At 63.2% G+C, this 17,133-nt stretch carries 19 protein-coding genes and 2 pseudogenes; 13 read left to right on the top strand and 8 right to left on the bottom strand.

The features are described from left to right. Positions 1-32: 32 nt before the first annotated feature. The 3 genes from AB1555_16310 (at position 33) to AB1555_16300 (ending at position 1,923) form a co-directional block, all read left to right on the top strand. Positions 33-290: a hypothetical protein gene (locus AB1555_16310; GenBank protein MEW6248255.1), complete on the top strand. Its 258-nt coding sequence runs from the start codon at positions 33-35 to the stop codon at positions 288-290. 2 nt (positions 291-292) lie between these two features. Further along, positions 293-910: a 3-isopropylmalate dehydratase small subunit gene (gene leuD / locus AB1555_16305; protein ID MEW6248254.1), complete on the top strand. Its 618-nt coding sequence runs from the start codon at positions 293-295 to the stop codon at positions 908-910. A gap of 215 nt (positions 911-1,125) precedes the next feature. Beyond that, complete coding sequence (locus AB1555_16300; protein ID MEW6248253.1) at positions 1,126-1,923, top strand: 3'(2'),5'-bisphosphate nucleotidase CysQ; 798 nt, start codon at positions 1,126-1,128, stop codon at positions 1,921-1,923. On the opposite strand, the gene AB1555_16295 is transcribed toward AB1555_16300, so the two are convergent. Both AB1555_16295 and AB1555_16290 read right to left on the bottom strand, forming a co-directional pair. After that, positions 1,877-2,377: a GNAT family N-acetyltransferase gene (locus AB1555_16295; protein MEW6248252.1), complete on the bottom strand. Its 501-nt coding sequence runs from the start codon at positions 2,375-2,377 to the stop codon at positions 1,877-1,879. The two genes, AB1555_16300 and AB1555_16295, sit on opposite strands and share 47 nt — an antisense overlap. Before the next feature lie 39 nt (positions 2,378-2,416). Further along, positions 2,417-3,310, bottom strand: coding sequence for a hypothetical protein (locus AB1555_16290; GenBank protein ID MEW6248251.1), 894 nt, complete (start codon positions 3,308-3,310; stop codon positions 2,417-2,419). Between the two features lie 91 nt (positions 3,311-3,401). On the opposite strand from AB1555_16290, the gene AB1555_16285 reads away from it, so the two are divergent. The 4 genes from AB1555_16285 to AB1555_16270 all read left to right on the top strand — a co-directional run bounded on the left by AB1555_16285 (position 3,402) and on the right by AB1555_16270 (position 7,126). Beyond that, entirely contained in the window at positions 3,402-4,277 is an 876-nt protein-coding gene (locus AB1555_16285) for an NAD(P)-dependent oxidoreductase (GenBank protein MEW6248250.1), read from the top strand. Between the two features lie 18 nt (positions 4,278-4,295). Next, entirely contained in the window at positions 4,296-5,759 is a 1,464-nt protein-coding gene (gene zwf, locus AB1555_16280; GenBank protein MEW6248249.1) for a glucose-6-phosphate dehydrogenase, read from the top strand. A gap of 268 nt (positions 5,760-6,027) precedes the next feature. After that, positions 6,028-6,387 carry a retroviral-like aspartic protease family protein gene (locus tag AB1555_16275; GenBank protein ID MEW6248248.1) on the top strand — a complete coding sequence of 120 codons (360 nt, stop codon included), beginning with the start codon at positions 6,028-6,030 and terminating at the stop codon, positions 6,385-6,387. A 103-nt stretch (positions 6,388-6,490) separates the two neighbouring features. After that, positions 6,491-7,126 carry a hypothetical protein gene (locus AB1555_16270; protein ID MEW6248247.1) on the top strand — a complete coding sequence of 212 codons (636 nt, stop codon included), beginning with the start codon at positions 6,491-6,493 and terminating at the stop codon, positions 7,124-7,126. 347 nt (positions 7,127-7,473) lie between these two features. Here AB1555_16270 and AB1555_16265 read toward each other — a convergent pair. Then, positions 7,474-7,581 (bottom strand): annotated as a pseudogene (locus AB1555_16265) (IS481 family transposase). 781 nt (positions 7,582-8,362) lie between these two features. Here AB1555_16265 and AB1555_16260 point away from each other — a divergent pair. Beyond that, positions 8,363-8,617 (top strand): annotated as a pseudogene (locus tag AB1555_16260) (type II toxin-antitoxin system VapB family antitoxin). A gap of 97 nt (positions 8,618-8,714) precedes the next feature. Here AB1555_16260 and AB1555_16255 read toward each other — a convergent pair. The 3 genes from AB1555_16255 to AB1555_16245 form a co-directional block, all read right to left on the bottom strand. Further along, complete coding sequence (locus AB1555_16255; protein ID MEW6248246.1) at positions 8,715-9,389, bottom strand: FKBP-type peptidyl-prolyl cis-trans isomerase; 675 nt, start codon at positions 9,387-9,389, stop codon at positions 8,715-8,717. Between the two features lie 648 nt (positions 9,390-10,037). Beyond that, entirely contained in the window at positions 10,038-10,208 is a 171-nt protein-coding gene (locus AB1555_16250; GenBank protein MEW6248245.1) for a hypothetical protein, read from the bottom strand. A 5-nt stretch (positions 10,209-10,213) separates the two neighbouring features. Next, on the bottom strand, positions 10,214-10,720 hold the full coding sequence (locus AB1555_16245) for a hypothetical protein (GenBank protein ID MEW6248244.1): 507 nt from the start codon (positions 10,718-10,720) through the stop codon (positions 10,214-10,216). A 640-nt stretch (positions 10,721-11,360) separates the two neighbouring features. Here AB1555_16245 and AB1555_16240 point away from each other — a divergent pair. Further along, positions 11,361-12,236, top strand: coding sequence for a DUF2235 domain-containing protein (locus AB1555_16240; GenBank protein ID MEW6248243.1), 876 nt, complete (start codon positions 11,361-11,363; stop codon positions 12,234-12,236). Between the two features lies 1 nt (position 12,237). Here the strand turns inward: AB1555_16240 and AB1555_16235 are convergent, their stop codons facing one another. Beyond that, positions 12,238-13,395: a pyridoxal phosphate-dependent aminotransferase gene (locus tag AB1555_16235; GenBank protein ID MEW6248242.1), complete on the bottom strand. Its 1,158-nt coding sequence runs from the start codon at positions 13,393-13,395 to the stop codon at positions 12,238-12,240. A 195-nt stretch (positions 13,396-13,590) separates the two neighbouring features. Continuing rightward, the gene (locus AB1555_16230) at positions 13,591-14,232 is read right to left on the bottom strand and encodes a lytic transglycosylase domain-containing protein (protein MEW6248241.1); all 642 of its coding nucleotides are present in this window, start codon (positions 14,230-14,232) and stop codon (positions 13,591-13,593) included. A gap of 321 nt (positions 14,233-14,553) precedes the next feature. Between AB1555_16230 and AB1555_16225 the strand changes: the two genes are divergently transcribed. The 4 genes from AB1555_16225 to AB1555_16210 all read left to right on the top strand — a co-directional run bounded on the left by AB1555_16225 (position 14,554) and on the right by AB1555_16210 (position 17,116). Further along, positions 14,554-15,177 carry a methyltransferase domain-containing protein gene (locus AB1555_16225; GenBank protein ID MEW6248240.1) on the top strand — a complete coding sequence of 208 codons (624 nt, stop codon included), beginning with the start codon at positions 14,554-14,556 and terminating at the stop codon, positions 15,175-15,177. Next, complete coding sequence (locus AB1555_16220; GenBank protein MEW6248239.1) at positions 15,174-16,529, top strand: amino acid permease; 1,356 nt, start codon at positions 15,174-15,176, stop codon at positions 16,527-16,529. The genes AB1555_16225 and AB1555_16220 overlap by 4 nt, the downstream gene beginning before the upstream one ends. Positions 16,530-16,623: 94 nt before the next feature. After that, entirely contained in the window at positions 16,624-16,848 is a 225-nt protein-coding gene (locus AB1555_16215) for a DUF4112 domain-containing protein (GenBank protein ID MEW6248238.1), read from the top strand. After that, positions 16,820-17,116, top strand: a complete 297-nt coding sequence (locus tag AB1555_16210) for a DUF4112 domain-containing protein (protein ID MEW6248237.1) — start codon at positions 16,820-16,822, stop codon at positions 17,114-17,116. The genes AB1555_16215 and AB1555_16210 overlap by 29 nt, the downstream gene beginning before the upstream one ends. Positions 17,117-17,133 lie beyond the last annotated feature (17 nt).

The following is a 17,133-nucleotide window of genomic DNA, read 5'->3' as shown; positions in this document are numbered from 1 at the left end:
GAGGCAAGAGGCCCGAGGCAAGGGGGACAGCTTTGCAGGTGCCCATTGCCTCTCGCCTCTCGCAGGCTGTTGAAAAACCTTTTGAGCATCCAGGAACGCTGCTCCAGCCAGCGGTCACAGATGGCATCAGAACAGTCCACAGGATGTTCAAAAAGGCCGTCCAGCGCGGCCGCAGCGAGCGAAGAGGCGAGGCGTACTCTTTGCCGTACGTTGAGCCTCTGAGCGATGCGAGAACAAAGCTGGCGGACTTTTTCAACATCCTGCTCGCCACTGGCCTTGAAACGGAGTGAACATGCAGCCCTTTACGACACATACCGGCCTCGTCGCCCCGTTGGATCGGGTCAACGTGGATACCGATCAGATCATCCCGAAGCAGTTCCTGAAGACGATCAAGCGGACGGGACTGCGGGAAGGCCTGTTTTACGACTGGCGGAGAAAGAGCGACGGCACGCCCGACCCGGACTTTTTCCTCAATCAGCCGCGCTACCAGGGCGCGACGATCCTGCTCACGCGCGACAATTTCGGCTGCGGCTCCTCGCGGGAACATGCGCCCTGGGCGCTATTGGATCAGGGCTTCCGCTGCGTCATCGCGCCCAGTTTCGCGGACATCTTCTACAACAACTGTTTTCAGAACGGCATCCTGCCGGTGGCGCTGAAGGCGGACGAGGTGCAGGCGCTGTTCCAATCCGTTTTGGCCCGACCGGGTTATCAGGTGACCGTCGATCTCGCCGCCCAGACGGTGACCACGCCGGAAGGCGTGCGTTACCATTTCGACGTGGATCCTTTCCGGAAAGACTGCCTCTACCGAGGACTGGACGCCATCGGTCTCACCCTGCAGCACGAGCCGGCCATCGCCGCCTACGAGAAGCGACGAAAGGCGGAGGTCCCCTGGCTGTTCATGGACCAGTAACCTCAGCGCGCCAGCGGCCGTCCGGAATATGAGCAATCCCGCGGCCCGCGTCGAGTCGGCACCGGCGTAGGAGGGTGTCCCACCCTGCTTGCGCTCACCGATCGTTGCAGCCGCCCGCATCGAACCTGCTATGCTTCTTCCACAGACGCTAAGACCGGCCGCTGCAACCCAGGCAAGGGGCAAGCGAACATCCTTCACCTGGGAGCCTTATCCGGATGCAACGAGAATTTGACCTGCTCCAAGACGCGATCCGCCGGGCGGGGGCGCGAGCCCTCGAACTGGCGCGCGACGGTTTCGACACGCACATCAAGGCCGACCGGTCCCCTGTCACCTCGGCGGACCTGGAGGTCAATCGGCTGTTGCACGAAACGTTGACGCGAACCTTCCCGGACGACGGCTGGCTCTCCGAGGAGTCGCCCGACACTCCGATCCGCCTGGAGAAAAAGCGGGTATGGGTCATCGACCCGATCGACGGCACCAAAGCCTTTGTCAGAGGCTTGCCGGAATTCTGCATCTCGGCCGCCCTCGTGGAAGGCGACCAGCCAGTCGTCGCCGCCGTCTTGAACCCCGTCACCGATGAACTCTTCACGGCCGCCCGCGGACAAGGATTCCGGCTGAACGGGAATCCGCTGGCCCCGGCAAGGAGAACCGGGCAACCGGCGATCCTGGTCAATCCCTGGGAGCTCTCGGCCGGCCGGTTCGCGGCCGCGGAGGAGACCGCCGACTGCCGCCCGATGCACTCGATCGCCTATGCGCTGGCGCTGGTGGCTGCGGGGCGGGTCGACGCGGCGATCACGTTCGAGCGCGAGCACGAATGGGACCTGGCGGGCGGGGTGCTTCTGATCCAAGAGGCTGGCGGAACCGTGACGGACGGAGCCGGCAAGCCGTTCCGCTTCAACCAACCGCGGCCGTCGATGCAAGGCACGGTGGCCGTGGCGCCTGGGTCCGCCGGGCGGGTGAACGACCTCATCCGCACGCTGATGGCTCATCGCCGCAGCCAGACCCGGACCTAATCCCACGATCCGTTTCACCAATACGATACGAACGGAGGTCCAGCACCATCTTCCGGTGCGGAATACCCGCATCCATGAAGACCTCGCCAATCGCACGAAACCCCGCCCGCTCGTAGAAGCCGATCGCCTGGGTCTGCGCGGCCAATTCAACCACCGTGAGGCCGCGTTCGATCGCGGCCTGCAGCAAGGTCCGCAGCATCGCCCGCCCCAGGCCGCGCCCCCGCCATTCCTTCAACACCGCCATGCGGCCGATCTTACCCTCCGGTTGCAGGCGCGCGGTGGCGACCGCGGCGCCGGCTTCGTTCCAGGCCAGGACATGGAGACAAGCCGGGTCGAGGCCGTCCCATTCCAACTCCTCCGGCACGCCCTGCTCGCGCATGAATACCGCCTCCCGGATGGCACGAATGCCCGGCTCTGCCTCTGTCCATTGCACGATCGTGACGCGCGACTCCATCACACCGTCCCTTCCGCAAGCCCTTCCGACAACCGGCCCTTATTCAGCCGCGGGAGCGATGTCCTGCGCGCCGCCGTGCACGGCGTTGAATCCCGCGCGGCTGATGCCGACCCGGGCGTCGCCGAAGACCCGGCGGAACGTCTTGACCACGTCTTCGAACGGCGCCAAGCCAGTCCAGGCGCCCCACCCGTTGGCGTCCAACAGCATCGGCAACTTCGTCTGCTTGGTCCGGTGCCCCTCGCGACTGCCGTCGCCGAGAAGATAGTGATCGAGGATCACGCGGTCGCAGGCCGCTTCGAGTTGTCGCGCGAACGCCGACGGATCGTCCAGCGGGAGCAACGGGCTCACGGTGGCCACGGTGAATAAGCCGGCCCGCCGCAACGCGCGAAGCGCTGCGATCCGCGCCGCGGGCGAGTAGGCATGGCGAGGGAACGGCGGCGGCAGAGTCTCCTTGTCCGTCTCCACCGTGATATTGATCTGCAGCCGGCAACGCCGGTGCAGCGAGAGCAAGAGGGGGAGGTCATCGAGGACCAGCGGGGTATGAGATTGGATCACGAGCACATCGGGCGTCCGCGCAAGCATCTCCTCCAACAGCCGGCGCATTCGTCGCGCCAAACGCTCCTGCGGAGGATAGGGCTCGGTCACGCTGGAGAGAAAGATCCGCAGGGGCTTGGGGTGTCCGCGAACCGGCTCTTTCAACCGATCGTACTGGACCCGATAGGCCTCCACGAATCCGGTCTTCACGTCGAGGAAACGCCCCCACGCCCGGCCCTGCGTATGATGCGGATTCCATTGAGCATAGCAATAGAGCCCGCAGAGCGAGTTGCCGAGCGCGCAGCCGCGGTACAAGTTGATCGTGTGGGTGAAGCCCTCACCCAGATAGCCGCCGGTGGGATTCAGAATGGTTCCGGTGGGGATGTCCCAAATGTTCATCGCTGCCCGAGTCAGTCTAGCTGAGCCGGCACGGGAAATCAGCCTGCCTATGGTACTATCACATGACACGTTTTGATTGGGAGGTCACTCCATGCGTGTCGCGGTGTTGGGGACAGGGCTTCTGGGGCGGCCGATCGCCGAGCGGCTGAAGGCGACCGGCCATCAGGTCATCGTGTACAACCGCACCCGGACCAAGGCCGAGCCGTTGCGCGAGTTGGGAATCCAGGTCGACTCGCAGCCGGAAGAGGCGATCCGATCCGCCGAGTGTATTGTCCTGATGCTGGCCGACGCGGCGGCGATCCGCAGCGTCCTGCTTGCGGGCCCGACAAGGAAGGACCTCTCCGGCCGCACCGTCATCCAGATGGGCACCATCGGCCCATCGGAGAGTCAAGCGTTGCAGCGAGAGGTGAGCGCAGCCGGCGGCGACTATTTCGAAGCGCCGGTTTTGGGGAGCATCGCGGAAGCCAAGGCCGGGACGTTGCACGTCATGGTCGGCGGCAGCCCGGAGCAGTTCGCCCGGTGGGCGGCTCTGTTCCGCTCGCTGAGCCGCGGGCCCCGGCTGATCGGCTCGGTCGGCAAGGCCGCGGCGCTTAAGCTGGCGCTGAACCAGTTGATCGCCGCCGAGATCGCAGCCTTCGCCTTGAGTCTGGGGCTCGTGCAACGCCACGGGATCGATGTGGAGACGTTTATGGCCATTCTCCGCGAGAGCGCGCTTTACGCGCCAGCCTACGACAAGAAACTGCCCCGGTTGCTCCGTCGTGACTACGCCGATCCGAACTTCTCGACCCGTCACCTCCTCAAGGACGTCGATCTCTTTCTGGCCGAGGCGAGGGGCCACCAGCTCGACACGGGCGGCCTGGACGGGATTCGCCGCCTGCTGGAGAAGACGATCGGCCGGGGTCTGGACGAGGTGGACTACTCCGCCCTGTATGAGGCTGTGAACCCTGCGCGCGGGGATGGCGCGTAACCACGAGGACCATTCGGCATGCTCGACCAGCCCGTTGAACCCCATATCTTCATCATTTTGGGCGCGACCGGCGATCTGACGCGGCGCAAGCTCCTGCCCGCGCTGTACCACCTGCGGAACCAGGGAATCCTGGAGAAACGCAACACCTTGATCGTCGGGGCCGCGCTGCCCGAGACCGGGGAAGAGGGGTTCCGGCTCTGGGCCTACGAAGGGCTGCGCAAAGCGGGCTGGCCAAGCGATAAAGAGCTGCGCTCGTGGTGCGACGAGTGCCTCTACTATCACACGCTGCATCAAGGAAGGCCTGAGGATTATGAGGCGTTGGCAGTGTACATTCGACGGCTGGAGCGGACGCACAACATGCCCGAGAACCGCGTGTTCTACCTGGCGTTGCCTCCGGCCGCCGTCTCCGGCGCCGTTGAAGGATTGGACCAAGCCGGACTCCTCAAGAGCCACGGCTGGGTTCGGGTCGTGGTCGAAAAACCCTTCGGGCATGACTTCCACTCCGCCCGCGCCTTGAATACGTTGCTGCACCGGTACCTCGAAGAGCCCGAGATTTATCGGATCGATCATTACCTGGGAAAAGAGACGGTGCAGAATCTCCTGGCGTTCCGTTTCGCCAACCCGATCTTCGAATCGCTCTGGAACCGCAACACGGTGGAGAACGTGCAAATCACGGTGGCTGAAGATATCGGCGTCGAACACCGCGGCGCCTACTACCAGCAGGCCGGCGCGCTCCGCGACATGGTCCAGAATCATCTGACCCAACTCATGACGGTCGTCGCGATGGAGGTCCCGGTCTCCTTCGACGCCGGCGCGATCCAGACGGAGCGGCTGAAAGTCCTCCATTCGGTATCCCCCATTGCTCCGGAGAACGTGGTCTTCGGGCAATACGCCGCCTGGGAAATCGCGGGTCAGACGATCAAAGGCTATCGTGAAGAAGCCGAGGTGCCGGGAGATTCGCTGACCGAAACCTACGTGGCGCTGAAAGTCGATATCAACAACTGGCGATGGAAAGGCGTGCCCTTCTACCTGCGGACCGGCAAGCGCCTGCCGCGCAAGTTGACCCAGATCGCGGTGACATTCCGGGAAGCGCCGGCGCAGGTGTTCAGGTCGCTCGAACCGGGCAGCATCGCCCCCAACAAGCTGGTCATCACCCTGCAACCCAGCGAAGGATTCTCCCTCTGCTTCTCGGTGAAAAGCCCGGGGCGGCCGTTCCGCCTGACCGATCATGCGCTGCAGTTCGACTATGAGAAAGCCTTCGGCCAGCTCCCGGAAGCCTACGAAACCCTGCTCCGCGACGTGATGATCGGCGACCAGACGCTGTTCGTCGGCGCGGACTTCACCGAAACGGCCTGGCGCCTGTACGACCCGTTGTTGCAAGGCGAGAAGACCATCCATTTCTACACCGCCGGCACGTGGGGCCCCAGCGAAGCCGACAAGCTGATCGAACGGCACGGGCATCGGTGGCAGTTAGGGTGGTGAGTGAGCAGCGGGCAAGCTTGGAAGGAGCATTCATCGTTAGCCCTCAGACCCACCGATAAAGCGGTGGTCGTTCGATGCGCGCGCTGAGGGGCCTACCAAGCCTCCTCAGGGGAAAAGCGAGTACGCTCGGACCCAATGTGAAAAAACAACGGGCACCCAAGGAAGTTTTCAGGGCGCGATGTCGCGCGTGTTCAACGGGCATACTTTCGGATTGGGCGCGGTCTCGGTTTTGACAGGGAGTGGCGGGCGGACTACAATCAGGCTGCGTATGGGAACGTTCACGGTCAAATTCGTACTGAAGAACCCTGTCCAACCGGAGCAACGGCTCGAGCTCGAGGGGCTGGTCGACACCGGTGCGTTGTTTACACAGGTCCCGGTGGACCTTGCGCAAACGATCGGTATCGCGCCGGCCGGCACGCGCGCCGTGCGCTATGCGGACGGGACGAAAGACATTGTGCCTGTCGCAAAGGCGGACATCGCCATCAACGGCGTCGAGACTGCGACGTTGGTCCTCTGCGGAAAGCCGAATTCTCTCATCCTCCTCGGCGCCACAACGCTCGAAACGCTTGGGCTCGGCGTCGATCCTCTCCATAAGCGCCTCATTCCCATCGAAGCGCCGATGGCATGAGAGGCTGACGCCGGGCGACCCGTGTCACCCTCCGGTGCGTTGACACAACTGCCCACGGAACGTAGCCTGTCTTCATTTCCTGACGCACACAGAGGAGGGCCCCATGTCGCGGATCAAGGAATTGAGAGCGTCGATCGATAAAAAGCTGGACGCGTTGGAACATCAGGCGCTGGCGCTGGAGGCGCAGCTCACGCAGACAAAGGAGCAGGCGCTGGAGCGGCTGGAGCAGCGCAAGCAGCAGCTCCGGGACCTGCTCAAGCAAGTCCAGGCCGAAGTCCAGAAATCGAAAGAGGTCGCCGAGCAGGTGAAGAGGGAGGTCCAAGCCAAGCTCGACCATCTCCAAGTACAACTGTCGCTCGGCAAGGCGGAAGCCCGCGACGCCTTCGAGGAGCAGCGGACCAAGATTCTCAAGGCCTTGAGCGAATTCGAATCCATCGCGGACGAGAAATTGAAGGGGGCCGCGTTCGAGTCGGGCAAACTGTGGGAGGATCTCGTGGGTCTGGCCAGCACTCTTGAGGCTGAGTTTGAGGCGCTCAAAAGCCGGTTTGAGAGCGAGAAAGCGACGCAGCAGGCCAAGCTGGAGGAGAAAAAACAGGAGATCCTCGCCAAGCTGCAAGCCTTCAAGGACCAGTTAAAGGCCAAGCGCCGGATGGTGCAGGCCAAAGCCGACGCTTTGGAACGCGACCTGCGCGAGGGATTGGAACAGATCAAGCGGGCGTTGAGAAGCTTGTTCGAGTGAAGGAAGAGTGTGGAGGGCCGGGTCCTGTCACTGACCAGCCCAGCCGGCTTCGCACCCCGCCCGGTGTGGGGACCCCGCTCCAAACGGCTGGGCTCCCAGGTCAGCGCCACCCGCCATCCATATATGAACAAATGCCACAAGCTCGGAGGGGGAAGAGCAGGGAATCAGGCTGTAGTCGATCGAGGCGCGCGGTGAGAGATCCACCTCGCCACCTCTCGGAGAAAAGCAAGCTCGGGAGGAGCATTGACAGTTGTACTCGCAGACCGCGCACGCAAGAGCTAATCCAATTGTTAAATTGTAAATGTCAAGACTTCATCTCGCGGTCAATGAGTCCTCGCCTTCGTTGTTTATGCCGCGATCATCTTCTCCTTCGCCACGGGCACACTGTCCAGGAACGTCTGCATCGGGGTCTTGCCGTAGCACCACCGGCCCTGGTGGGGCCGGTGCTCGTTGTACGATGACTGTCACGAATCCATTTTTGTCCGCGTCAGTCACCTGCGTTCCTGGAAACTTCGGCTTCTGTAGCCACCCTGAGTAGTAGACGATGACGTTACGACCGGTCTTTTCGGCGAGCGCCTTCAGCCGCTCCCGACGGACAACATCGTACGTGCTGCCGCGTGCCTTGATTTCGTTGAGCAGGCTATGCCAAGTCGGCATCAGGTTTCGCCTCCAGGGGCTTCGTAGTCGTCTCGATTCGGATGAACACGTGCTCCCTTTGTTCGGACGCGACCTCCGTTTCAGACACCTGCAACCTCCCCCACGTGGTCTCAGTCAGGCCCATCTCTCGAAAAGCCTGCTTGATCTCTTCAATGGTTCGTATCTTCACGACATAGCCACCGGTCTGCCAAACTATTAAATCTGCTGCAGGCTGCTCGTGCAGCCTGGCACGGGAACCTACGCAGCCCAGTGGATGGCGAGTCTAAAAGGAAATCCGACACTTATCAAGAGATCGCGCCGCGGAGCTGTCCGAGATAGACTGCGAATCCCGCAGTCTATCCGGCGATCAGCCAGCAGGCTATCCCGGATCGATCCATTGGAATCAGAGGCGGCCTGCCTGTGGTGCACACGCAGACAGGTCCGCTGGGCAGTCTAGGCCGTTAGCATGAAAATGGGGATGGTGCATGGGGTCGCAAGAGTCGTGTTGTCACTCGCCGGCTTGCTTCTTCACGCATGCGTGTGCAGGATCGTGCAATCCGTACACATCGCCGATAGGAGGCGCGTAGGCGTACCAATGTTGTAATCGACAACGGTTTGATGCGGCAGGCTATGCGAGCCACCGGCCTCTCGACGAAGCGCGCCGTGGTCGAAAAGGGACTTCGTCTCCTGATTAGGGTCAAAGGCCAAGAGGGTCTTCGTCGTCTTCGCGGTAAGGTGGAGTGGGAGAGAGCCCCGGCGAAAGCCGTCAAGGTCGAATCAAGACAGCTTCATGATCGCTGCTCCACAATGATCGGAATTACGATCCGTTCGAGGAAGTGCTCGGTCTGTCTGTGATCCGCCCGTAAACCTTCTTCTCCTTTCCCGTACTCGGTCACGGTTCCGGAACGCCTGCACGGGCAGTTCATCGGCCTTGAAGAATATCCGCTCGCGACTACTTCACGATGTCGAGCAGCTCGACTTCGAAGATCAGCGTGGCGCCGGGCTTGATCCGCGGCGGTGACCCGCGATCCCCGTAGGCCAGGTTGGCGGGACAGATCAGGCGGCTCTTGCCCCCGACTTTGATGTGTTGCAGGCCCTCGGTCCAACACTTGATGACTTGGTTCAGGGGAAACGTCGCCGGCTCCCCTCGCTTGATCGAGCTGTCGAACACCGTACCGTCGATGAGCGTCCCGTGATAGTGGACCTTCACCGTGTCCGTCGCTTTCGGCGTCGCGCCGCTCCCCTCCTTCAGCGTCGTGACGATCGCGCCCGACTCGGTTTTCTTCGCTCCTGATTCCGCCGCCGCCTTCGCGAGGAACGCAGCCGCGGCTTTTTTCTCGGCCTCCGCGATCGCCGCCGCCCGCGTCTGTTGCAGTTGCTGAATCTTCGGGGTCATGGCCTGCAGATCGACTTTGCGGGGCCGTTTGAGGACGCCGTCCGTGAGACCGGCCTTGACGAACTCCAATTCGGCCTCGCTCAGCGAAAAATTGCCGAGAGATTCGCTGATGGCCAAGCCGATGGCGTATAAGGCTTTCTGCTCGTCGGTGGCGGGGTCCTGTCCGGCGGCGACGGCTGTAGAGGTTGCAACGTAGAGCAGGGTCACGATGCAGGCGGTGACGATGCGCATGGGTCGTCCTTTCTTGTGAGTGGGTTCGGTCACGAAGACACGCGGGTATCCTCTAGGACTATCACGACACCCGCGAAGATAAGATATGACACGTTCCGGCTCTCCCACAACATCTTTGTCGGGAACGGAAACCGCAGACGTTCTGCGTCGGCGGTCAGCGCTCGCAGCCTTCCTTCTCGGTTGATGCCCCCCGCTGCGTGTCTGATCGATTTCTCGCGAAGGACAAACAAGGTACCCCTCGGCGCCGTCTGTTTGATAGGAACAATGCGACTGTTTCTCGGCGCGGAAGGGACGGATGAAACGGGTTGGCTCGCAGGAGATCGGACTTGGTTGCGGCGTTCCGCTGGATGGAGTTGGGCCGTCGCTTGAACCGCCGAACGAACGTGACGATTTGCGTCGCTCGATAGGAATCCCGTCGCACGGCCGGCTTGTCTCGGATTTGACTCCGTCGGCTCAGCCGAGTCGAACCGGCTCGGGAGCGAGGGCGAGTGATTCTGTTGAAGGCCCGGCTTCTCCAGGCGCCCGCTCGATCGCAAACCGCTCCCGCCGGGTCTCGCCGCCATTCCGGCCTCGATAGACCAGTTCGTCCGTCTCGAGATCATACTCCGGAATCTCGGCGCTCTCCCATCGCTGCTCGAAGCAATGGGCCTAGAGCGTATAGAGGCCGTGGTCCTTTTGGTTGTGCCGCAGAACATACTCTGGCATGGTCCGGACATCCAGATCGGCATGGTAGTGCTGGAGCCAGAGGTAATCGCCGAGAATCACCATCTTGACCAACGGCGGCTCCGCGTAGAGCTTCAGTCTGACCGCCTTTCCCATCGCCTTCAGCCGCTTAAGAAGCTCAATGCTTTGCCGGACTTCTTCGCGAAAGGCGGCCAGCGTGTACTCGGGATGAGCGATGGCCTGGATGCGCGCTTGCTTCCTGGCTGTAGGGGTTCACCAGCAGAATTTTTCGCCCCGAGGCATTTGTCGAGCACCGACGCCAGATCTCCCACTTGATCCATAAAAGTGCTGTACCCGCTTGACCCCATGATCATGACGGTTCGGCCTGTGCTCCGTTCTTCCTTGAGTTTCCTAATGTGCCGCTCCGCCCCACGCGCGCGCTGCGGGAAGGACGAAACGAGGCCGGCGCCGATCGCCACCGCCATTTCCACCGCGACGAGGGAGAGCTTGCCGTGCTCGATCCAAGACCAGAAGGACAGGAACTGCCTGGCCCCTGCCGGGAGCAGAAGCGCAATGCCCGCGCTCAAGGTGACGACGACGATGTGATAGAGACTTCCTGCGGCGTCACGGAGGAATCCTCGGACCGTTGACCACGATGCTTGAAACAACGACTCACCTCTTTGTGCTTGTTGTGAGGGAACGATTCCCGCGGCCGCGTCGGGCTGGCAGGGCGAGCGATGGACGAATCCGCTTCGGGAGTATGCTCAGCGACGTGGGCTACGGCGGCATGGAAACAAAAAGATCGCGTCAGGCTCCGTGCTTACTGGGGGAATGCCGCCCCCCGACACAGGAGGTCTTCCGCGATCGAGTGCCACCCTAACACGAATGTACAGGTGAAGCAAGGAGCGCAGCGTTCGCGACGCGCGGCGACGGTCCGGAGAGCCCTGTTGTCGTCGTAGTCGGGAAACGGATCCGTGCCGGCAACCCATGCGGCGGTCGCCAAGGTCCTGTTTCAGGGAACTGAGATCTATGACGGAGCGGTCGCGCGGGTCGCTGTCCTACGCAAGGCCTCATCAACGAGGCTCAAGCTGAGCCGAAGACTGATGGACGGCAGAAACGCAACCTGAATGCCGGCGACATCGTAGATGACCGTTGGGACGAAGTGCTGTATGATCGCCAGCATCGGCCGCGAGTCAGGCAATCTCCTCGAGACGATGCGGCGACGGTCAGGGCACATTTTCGGCGCGCATTGGGCCTCGGCTGCGTCTTGGTCCTCTCAGCCCGTGCCGACTGGAAAGGAGGTGCGCGATGGCCTTGTACGCGTTCGACGGGACCTGGAATGCGGAAAAGGATGCGGGAGAGTACGGCAAAAACACCAACGTCGTGAAATTCCGCGACGCCTACGAAGGCCGATCCGAGTTTTACACGAAGGGAGTGGGGACGCGGTACGGAATCATCGGCAAGATCATCGGCGGCGCGTTCGGCGTCGGCGGCAAAGAGCGGATCAACCGGGCGGCGGAGCAACTGGCGCAGTACTTCGCTGACGGCGATCGCGACATCGACATCGTCGGGTTCAGCCGAGGCGCCGCGCTGGCTCTCCATTTCGCCAATACAATCGCGAGCCGCGGCGTGCGGGATCGGGACGACCGAGTGATCGAGGCGCGACCTGTGATCCGCTTTCTCGGTCTGTGGGACGTGGTGGCGGCCTTCGGCATCCCGATCGATCTCGGCATCCCGTTCAGCCGCATCAACTTGGGCTATCGCCTCAGCCTGCCGGGCAATGTGAGCCACTGTTTTCACGCGCTTGCGTTGGACGAACGCCGCCAGACGTTTCGCCCGACGCGGGTTCGCGGCGGTTACGAAGTGTGGTTCCGCGGCGTCCACTCCGACATCGGCGGCGGGAACGGCAATCTCGGGCTGAACAACATCGCGCTCCGGTGGATGCTGAAGAAGGCGCTGGCGGTCGGCTGCCCGATCAGCCGCGCCGCCGTTGTCGCGCTCGATGCGCTCGTCGATCCCCAGGCGAACATCAGCCGCAACCTGGACCCGATCAAGAACAGGCCGCGCGACGTGCGCGCGACCGATCGAATCCACTACACGGTGTCGCCCAGACCCGGCCACAACAACCCGCCGCCGGGCGCGCCGGTCGAGAGTCCGGGGGATGAAGCGGGAAGGCTCGCGTAGGCTAGCCCAGCTTCTCGATCCGGCGGCAGGCTTCCTCCAGATCGGCGTCCGTCTTCGCGAAGCTGAAGCGGATGAAGCGGTGCCCCTCGGGTCCCTCGAAGAACGCTTCGCCGGGCACGCCGGCCACGCCGGTCCGCTCGAGCAGGTGCATCGCGCGGTCCTTGCCTGTCGCGCCGGGCAGGCGCGACACGTCGGCCAACACATAGTAGGCGCCTTGCGGTACGGAGGGCGGCAGACCGGCCTTGCTCAGCGCCTGGCAGAATCGGTCCCGTTTCGCCTGATACTCGCGGGCCAAGCCCTGATAGAACGACGACTCCAATTCCTGAATGCCGACGGCCACGCCGACCTGGAGCGGCGCCGGCGCGCAGACATAGAGCAGATCGTTCATCGCGTTGATCAGCGAGGCCCACTTGGCCTGCGCGACGCTGTACCCGATCCGCCAGCCGGTGATGCTGAAGGTCTTGGAATACCCGGAAATCGTGATCGTGCGCTCCGCCATGCCGGGCAGCGCCCCGAGGCTCACGTGCTTCCGGCCGTCGAAGAGAAAATATTCGTAGATTTCATCGGTGAACACGAACAGATCATGGCGGCGGGCCAGGTCGGCGATCGCTTCCAGTTCTTGCCTGCTGAACACCTTGCCGGAGGGGTTGGCCGGCGTGTTCACCACGATGGCCGCGGTCCGGCTGGTGACGGCCCGCTCCACATCGTCCGGCGAGAAGGTCCGGTCCGGAGCCTGCGTGCGCACCACGCGGGGGATCGCTTCCACCGTGACTAGGGCACTGATGTGGTAGGCATAGTACGGCTCGAAGACGATGACCTCGTCGCCGGGATTGAGCAACGCCAGGCAGGCGCAGTGAAACGCGCCGGTGGCGCCGGCGCTCACGGTAATCTCCGTTTCAGGATCGGCCGTAATGCCGTTGTATTCGGCGAGCTTGCGCGCGAGGGCTTGGCGCAGTTCCGCGAGGCCGTCGTAACGGGTGTAGGTGTTGACGCCTTGTCGCATGGCCCGTTCGGCCGCCTCGATCACCAGGCTCGGCGCCGGGGTATCGCATACCCCCTGCGCCATGTTGATGCCTTTCACCCGCGCGCAGGCCGTCGTCATGGCCCGAATCTCCGATTGGGCCAGCCCAGCCATGCGCTGATTGCCTTCGCGCGCCATCCGAATTCTCCTTTGCGCCGACGCTCCGCGTCCTCCTTCCTGACATAGGCGCACGGAGAGGTCAAGCCCGGCCTCACGCGAGAACGGCTGCGCACTTATGAAGCGGGGGCGCAGGGTTCTTGGGCCCTGCGCCCCTCAGTAAACCGACAGCGTGCCGGCTCTTTACCTTCTCATGGGTTCGTCGAATGATCGATGCTATCTGTACGCGGGCTGGACCTTGCCGGTCCGGTAAGCGTGGTAGTACGTGAGGACTTTCTTGACGTAGAAGCGGGTCTCGCGGATCGGCGGCACCTGCTGATGCCGCTTCACCCGATATTCGCCGGCATTATACGCGGCCAGGGCCAGTGTCAGGTCGCCGTTGAAACGGTCGAGGAGATAGCGGAGATGCTTGGCCCCACCCCGGATATTTTCGACCGGATTGAAGGGATCGCGTACCTTGAGCGACGCCGCCGTGCGCGGCATCAGTTGCATCAGCCCCTGCGCCCCCGTCCGAGATACGGCGGCGGGGTCGAAGTCCGACTCGGCCTTGATGACCGCCCGTAGGAGGGCGGGATGCAACCGATACTGCCTGGCATACCAGGCGATGGCCTGTTCCAATTCGCGCTGAGAGAGGCGGGTTCGGATGGACATGGTTCCGAACGGAAGCGGTTGATAGCGTCGATCGGTGGGCACGTTGGTCAGGCTGAGCGTTCCGTCCGGCTGAAGAGCGTGATACACCTCGCTGGTCGCGGCGGGCGGCACCAGGACCATCACGCTCAACACGAGCGCGACATACCAAGCCCGGCCTATCCACCCGCGGCTGCTCTTGCCCGTCTTGTATGGAGTTGTGTTGCCCATAATCCCTCCGATACATGGGTCACTTTTCGCTGAGCGGCAGCTCCATGCGCTGCCACCCGGCGTAGGATCAGGTTCCGTGCCGAAACGACCGGAGGGACAAGAATGTCCAGCGCCGAAAAAACAGGATGTTGCGAAGAGGGGCTTCCCCTTCTTTCGGAGGAAGGCGTTTCGCCACAGGACCGCGTTTTGGCAGACGTGGGCGCAATCCTCGGCACCGCGAAACGGGGCACTCAGAAACGGTCAAGCCAAGGACGTGTTTCTTGGCGCACGTTCACTGTGCTACAAGTTCACTCGCTCTTCCGGCACCGAGAGAGGCACTCCATGATCAGTCGACTTCGTCTTGCGCTCCACTTGGTGATCTTGTGGTTACTGGTCGTGACCGGCGGCTGCGCCGAGTGGGCCTATCAGCGGATGAACGATCCGTCGCGGGATGCCTGGCAGCAGCCCAAGACGGTGATCCAGGCCCTGTCGATCGCTCCCGGCTCGCGCGTCGCTGATCTTGGCGCGGGCGGCGGCTACTTCACGTGGCGCTTGGCCGAGGCCGTCGGTCCGGAGGGCAAAGTCTACGCCGTGGATGTGGACGAGACCGCTCTACGCCTCATCGAGCAGGAGAGGGCGCAGCGCGGGGTGGCCAATGTCGAACTGGTCCGGGCGACGCCGACCGATGCCCGACTGCCCGTCGCCGGCGTGGATTTGATCTTCACCTGCAACACCTACCATCACCTCCCCGATCGGACCGCCTACTTTCAGTCGCTCGCACGTGCGCTGCGGCCCGGCGGTCGCATCGCCGTGATCGAGTACAAGGACAGCGGCTGGCTGTTCGGCCATGCGACGCCGAAAGAGACGGTGCTTCGCGAAATGGAAGCGGCGGGTTATCGCCTGATCCGGGAATTCGACTTCCTGCCTAAGCAGCACTTTCTGGTGTTCGGCCCGATCCGCTCATGAACCGGACGTCTTCAGCCGACCGCCATGAACCGGCTGGCCGGCGCCAAGTCGGCTGGTTCACCGCGACCTGCGTGCTGGTGAGCAACATCATCGGCGGCGGCATCTTCACCACGACCGGGTTCATGGCGCGCGACCTGGGCGACCCGGTCCTGATCCTGGCGCTCTGGCTGGTCGGCGCCGGCTTCGCCCTCGCCGGAGCGATGTCCTACGGCGAGCTCGGCGCGGCGCTTCCGCAGGCGGGCGGCGACTACGTCTATCTGCGCCGCGCGTACGGGCCATTGGCCGGGTTTCTGAGCGGATGGACCTCGTTTACCATCGGCTTCGGCGCAGCCATCGCGGCTTCGGCCGTGAGCTTCGCCTCCTACTTCCTGCGCGTCGCCCCGATCGCCGACGACAACGGGTGGGCGGCCAAAGGGCTCGCCTTGCTTCTGCTGTGGAGCCTGACCGCCGTCCATGCCGCCGGCGTAGGAGCCGGAGGGCGGCTGCAACGGGTGCTGACGACGACGAAGGTCCTCGCCATCCTTGGGCTGGTCCTCGGGGGACTTTCGCTCGGCACAGGCAGTTGGAAGAATTTCACCGTGCGGGCGCCCGACGCCGATCCCGGCATAGGCGCCCTGATGGTCGCGCTGATCTTCGTGATATACAGCTACCTGGGGTGGAACGTCGCGGGGTATATCGCGGGCGAAATCGCCGAACCGGGGCGGACCCTTCCCAAGATCATGATCGGCGGCACCGCCTTTGTGGGCGCGATGTATCTGCTGCTGAATCTCGTGTACCTGTACGCCCTGCCGGTCACCTCGCTCGCGCAACCGCCGGTGCTGCCGGTGGCCGAAAAAGCCGCCGCCGCCCTCTGGGGTCCGGCGAGCGGACGCTTCGTCGCGGCGCTGCTCTGCCTCTCGATCGCCGGTGCGGTGAGCGCCATGGTCTGGGCCGGTCCGCGCGTGTACTGGGCCATGGCGCGGGACGGGGTCTTCGCCTCCTGGTTCGCGGTCCTCGATGGAAGGACCGGGGCGCCCGTGCGGGCCATCCTGCTCCAGAGCGGCTGGGCCTCGTTGCTGATTCTCACGGGCACCTTCGAGCAACTGGTGATCTACAGCGGGCTGGTCCTTGCGGTGTTTATGGCCTTCACCGTCGGAGCGCTGATCGTGCTCCGACGCCGGCAACCGGACCTGCCCCGTCCCTATCGGGTGCCGCTGTATCCCGCGCTGCCCGGTCTGCTGGTCGCGCTCTCACTGATCATCGTCGGCTATAGCCTGATCCAACGACCGATCGAGTCCGCACTGGGCCTCGCGACGGTGCTGGCCGGTATCCCGCTCTATTTCATCTGGCGCACATCGCCGAAGCACGGATAGGCCGCGCCGCTCATCGCACGCGCCACAGCGGGAGTCGTCCGTTTGTTCCCCGATCAGCCGCTCCGAGACGGGCCGCCAGGAGTACAATAGAACCATGGCCACGGTGCGCGCCAAGGAACGGCAAGCCGAATTGCTCGCCCATCTGCTGGATGATGCGTTTCGTCTGTCCCCCGCCGGCATTCGCTTCGGGCTTGACCCCATGGTCGGCGTCATTCCCGTCGTGGGCGATCTCATTGCAACCGTATCGGGCGCGGTCATTCTGCTGATCGCCAGGCAGTTGGGGGGTCCAGATGGTCGTGTTGATCGGGATGGCCTTTAACCTGCTGCTCAACGGCGTCTTCAGTTCGATTCCCTTCTTCGGAGACGCCTATTCCTTCTGGTTCAAGAGCCATGCGAAGAACACCGCGCTGCTGATTCGCGCCATGGCCCAAGGAGAGCATGGGGCCTGCCGGATCGAGGCCCCTTCACTCACCATCGGTGATGTGTGTGTCACGCTCCTCTTGACCGGGCCGATCATCGCCCTGGTGGGATATCTCAACCTTTGGCTGTGGGAACGACAAGTCTCCATCCTGTCGTTCCTGTACTGAATGCGAGTCGTGTGCAC

The sequence above is a fragment of the Nitrospirota bacterium genome (genome assembly GCA_040755395.1).
Taxonomy (GTDB): domain Bacteria; phylum Nitrospirota; class Nitrospiria; order Nitrospirales; family Nitrospiraceae; genus DATLZU01.
This window is presented reverse-complemented; position numbering and strand designations above follow the sequence as displayed.